The 3,179-nt window shown below is 38.9% G+C and carries 3 protein-coding genes; all 3 read left to right on the top strand.

The window, feature by feature from the left end; translation table 11 throughout:
• Positions 1 to 251: 251 nt before the first annotated feature.
• On the top strand, positions 252 to 1,655 hold the full coding sequence (locus tag WBJ10_RS03105; protein ID WP_424288093.1) for a tetratricopeptide repeat protein: 1,404 nt from the start codon (positions 252 to 254) through the stop codon (positions 1,653 to 1,655).
• A gap of 130 nt (positions 1,656 to 1,785) precedes the next feature.
• Positions 1,786 to 2,547, top strand: coding sequence for a phosphosulfolactate synthase (locus tag WBJ10_RS03100; protein WP_424288092.1), 762 nt, complete (start codon positions 1,786 to 1,788; stop codon positions 2,545 to 2,547).
• 48 nt (positions 2,548 to 2,595) lie between these two features.
• Positions 2,596 to 3,179: shikimate dehydrogenase family protein (locus WBJ10_RS03095; protein ID WP_424288091.1), on the top strand; the 584-nt coding region annotated here is incomplete at its 3' end.

The following is a 3,179-nucleotide window of genomic DNA, read 5'->3' as shown; positions in this document are numbered from 1 at the left end:
GATGTCGAATTGCATAAAATTTCGTATTTTTGTCAAAGTTAAGCATTTCTAAGAAGGCAGTTAAGCCGTTGATGGTTTTCTAATTTTCTTTTAGCCTTAGTAATTTATTTTCAGGTAATTAAAGCTTAGGGTGTCAGGATGTGGAAAAATAAAATCAGAACAATTAACGATTAGCTTTAAATTGATAGAAATAAACCCGGAACTGTTTTTGCATAATGTCCGGTATACGTTCTTAACCAGGTTATTGTAGGATGGAAGAAGATTTTGAGTTTGATTTTTCCGAAGATCCCAGATTTTCGGTTGAAAGATATGAAGAGATGATCCGTAATAAGGATCAGTATTTTTTTGATGCGCAGGCTTTTGAAAGTATTATTGAGTACTATATTGAGAAAAACGATCCCATAAAGGCTTTACAGGTAACAGAGTATGCCATTAACCAGCATCCTTTTGCTGCCGTTTTCTCAATTAAGCAGGCCCAGTTGTATGTAGCTACTAATCAGTTTGATCTTGCATTCGAATCACTTAGTAAAGCTGAAACTTTAGAGCCTTCCGAACCGGATATTTACACCATCAGAGGTAATATTTTTGAAGGTTTGGAACGTCATGAAGAAGCCCTTCAGAACTATGAAAAGGCTTTAGCACACGCAGAAACTACCGACGAAATCCTGCTCCATATTGCTTATGTATATCAGAGCATGGGCGACTACGAAAGCTCTGTCAATTATCTGAAGCAGTGTCTGCAACAGAACATGGAAAATCAGGACGCACTTTATGAACTTGCGTTTTGTTATGATGTGCTGGACAAGCAGGAGGAAAGCATCAAATTTTACGAACAGTATATCGACAACGAACCGTATTCCTATGCGGCATGGTATAATTTAGGCAATGCTTTCAACAAGATGGACCTTTATGAAAAATCTATCGATGCCTATGATTATGCGATACTCATCAAAGACAATTTTGCCTCGGCTTATTTCAATAAGGGAAATGCATTAGTACATCTAGATCGCTACAGCGAAGCTATTGATGTTTATAAGCAGACCTTTGAATACGAACCTCCGAGCGGGGATACATATTGTGCCATCGGGGAATGCTATGAAAAGCTTGAACGGATGGATGAAGCGCGTTCCTATTATAAAAAAGCGGTTAAACTAGATCCGGCACAATCTGATGCCTGGTTTGGTATTGGAGTTACCCTTGATTTTGAAGAACGATATTTCGAGTCTTTATATTTCTATAAAAAGGCGCTCGATCTGGACGATAAGAATGCAGATTACTGGTTTGCGATCGCAGATGCGCAATATAAACTTAAACAGCTGGGTGAATCGGAAAAAGCATATGAGAAGGTTCTTGAGTTAAATCCCGTTGATATTGAAGCCTGGCTCGACTATTCCTCAATACTTTTCGAACAGGATAAACTTTCATCTGCAATCGAGGTGATATCCGAGGGTATCAAAAATAACCCGGATGCGGCTGAATTATATTACAGGATGGTTGCTTATTTATTTGCTGCCAGTGAGTTTAGTGAAGCTTTGATATATCTGGAGACAGCGTTGAATACCGATCCCGAAAAACACCACATACTATTCGAATACCTGCCTCAGCTACACGAGAACAAAGTTATTGTTGATATAATAAACCGTTACACGCGTTAAAACACAATAAAATAATCAGTCTTTAGGTTTTGATTTTTTTTTGGAGATTTGCACCTGAAAAACAGGAAGCAAAAATTGGGAATAAATTAGAATTATTATTCCATTTAGAAATCCAAACCAAATAAAATAAATGAATTACATTTTAAAGAGTATACCTGAGCGTACTCAGAAACCACGTGTTAACGGACTTACGATGGTTATGGATAAAGGGTTGAGCGTACGTGAGGTGGAAGATTTTCTTGAAGTTGCCGGTCCCCATTCTGATATAATAAAATTAGGCTGGGCCACGTCCTATGTAACACCAAATCTTGAAATAAAATTAAAGGTTTATAAAGATGCCGGTATCCCTGTTTACTTCGGCGGAACTTTATTTGAAGCATTTATAATTAGAAATCAGTTTGACGATTACCGCCGCATTCTTGATAAATACGGGATGGAGCTGGCTGAAGTTTCTGATGGATCAATAGAGATCCCGCATGAAGAAAAGTGTGAATATATCCGGAAATTAAGCGAACAGGTTACCGTAATTTCAGAAGTTGGTTCTAAAGATGCAGCTAAAATTCTTGCTCCTTATAAATGGATCAAACTGATGCAGGCCGAAATTGAGGCTGGTGCATGGAAAGTGATAGCTGAAGCCCGGGAAGCTGGAAATGTGGGAATTTTTAGGGATTCCGGAGAAGTTAGACAAGGGCTTATTGACGAAATCCTAACACAGATCCCTGCCGAAACTATTATTTGGGAAGCGCCGCAGAAAGCGCAGCAGGTATGGTTCATTAAACTGATCGGTTCGAATATTAATCTTGGAAACATAGCCCCTGCGGATGTTATCCCCGTTGAAACTTTACGATTAGGTCTTAGAAGTGATACATTCGATCATTTTCTGAATCTTTAAACAGAATTGGTTCTGCAACGTTAACCTAAGGAACTTAAGTAATCCATAATGAAGAAATACGGATTGATCGGATATCCTCTGACGCATTCATTTTCGAAAAAATACTTTACAGATAAATTTTCCAAGGAAGGATTCGAAGATCGGGAATACGAGCTTTACCCGCTTCAAAATCTAAGCGACCTTCCGGCTTTGATAAACGATACTCATGACCTGTGCGGGCTAAACGTAACTGTCCCCCACAAGATTGGTGTAATGTTTTACCTGGATAAAATTGATCCGGCTGCAAGGGAAATAGACGCTGTGAATTGTATTAAAATTGTTAATCACCAGCCTGTGGAGGCCTTTTTTAGCGGAGAATTATCCTCCATGAAGGTGCGTTTGGAAGGATATAACACTGATGCATTTGCTTTCGAAGCATCATTAAAGCCTTTGCTTAAGAAGCATCACCAAAAAGCACTTGTTTTAGGTAATGGTGGAGCTTCCAGAGCTGTAGCTTATGTCTTAAACAAGCTGAATATTTCTTATCGCCTTGTTTCGCGAAGAGATATTGGTAAGCAGCTTTCTTACACTCAGCTAACGGCCGATGTGATGAAAGAACGTTTGCTGATTATTAATACCACACCAGTGGGCAC

Origin of the sequence: Daejeonella sp., from assembly GCF_049655485.1 — a bacterium.
In the GTDB taxonomy this organism is placed as follows: Bacteria; Bacteroidota; Bacteroidia; order Sphingobacteriales; family Sphingobacteriaceae; genus Daejeonella.
The sequence above is the reverse complement of the archived record's forward strand: the minus strand, read 5'-3'. Positions and strand labels throughout refer to the sequence as shown.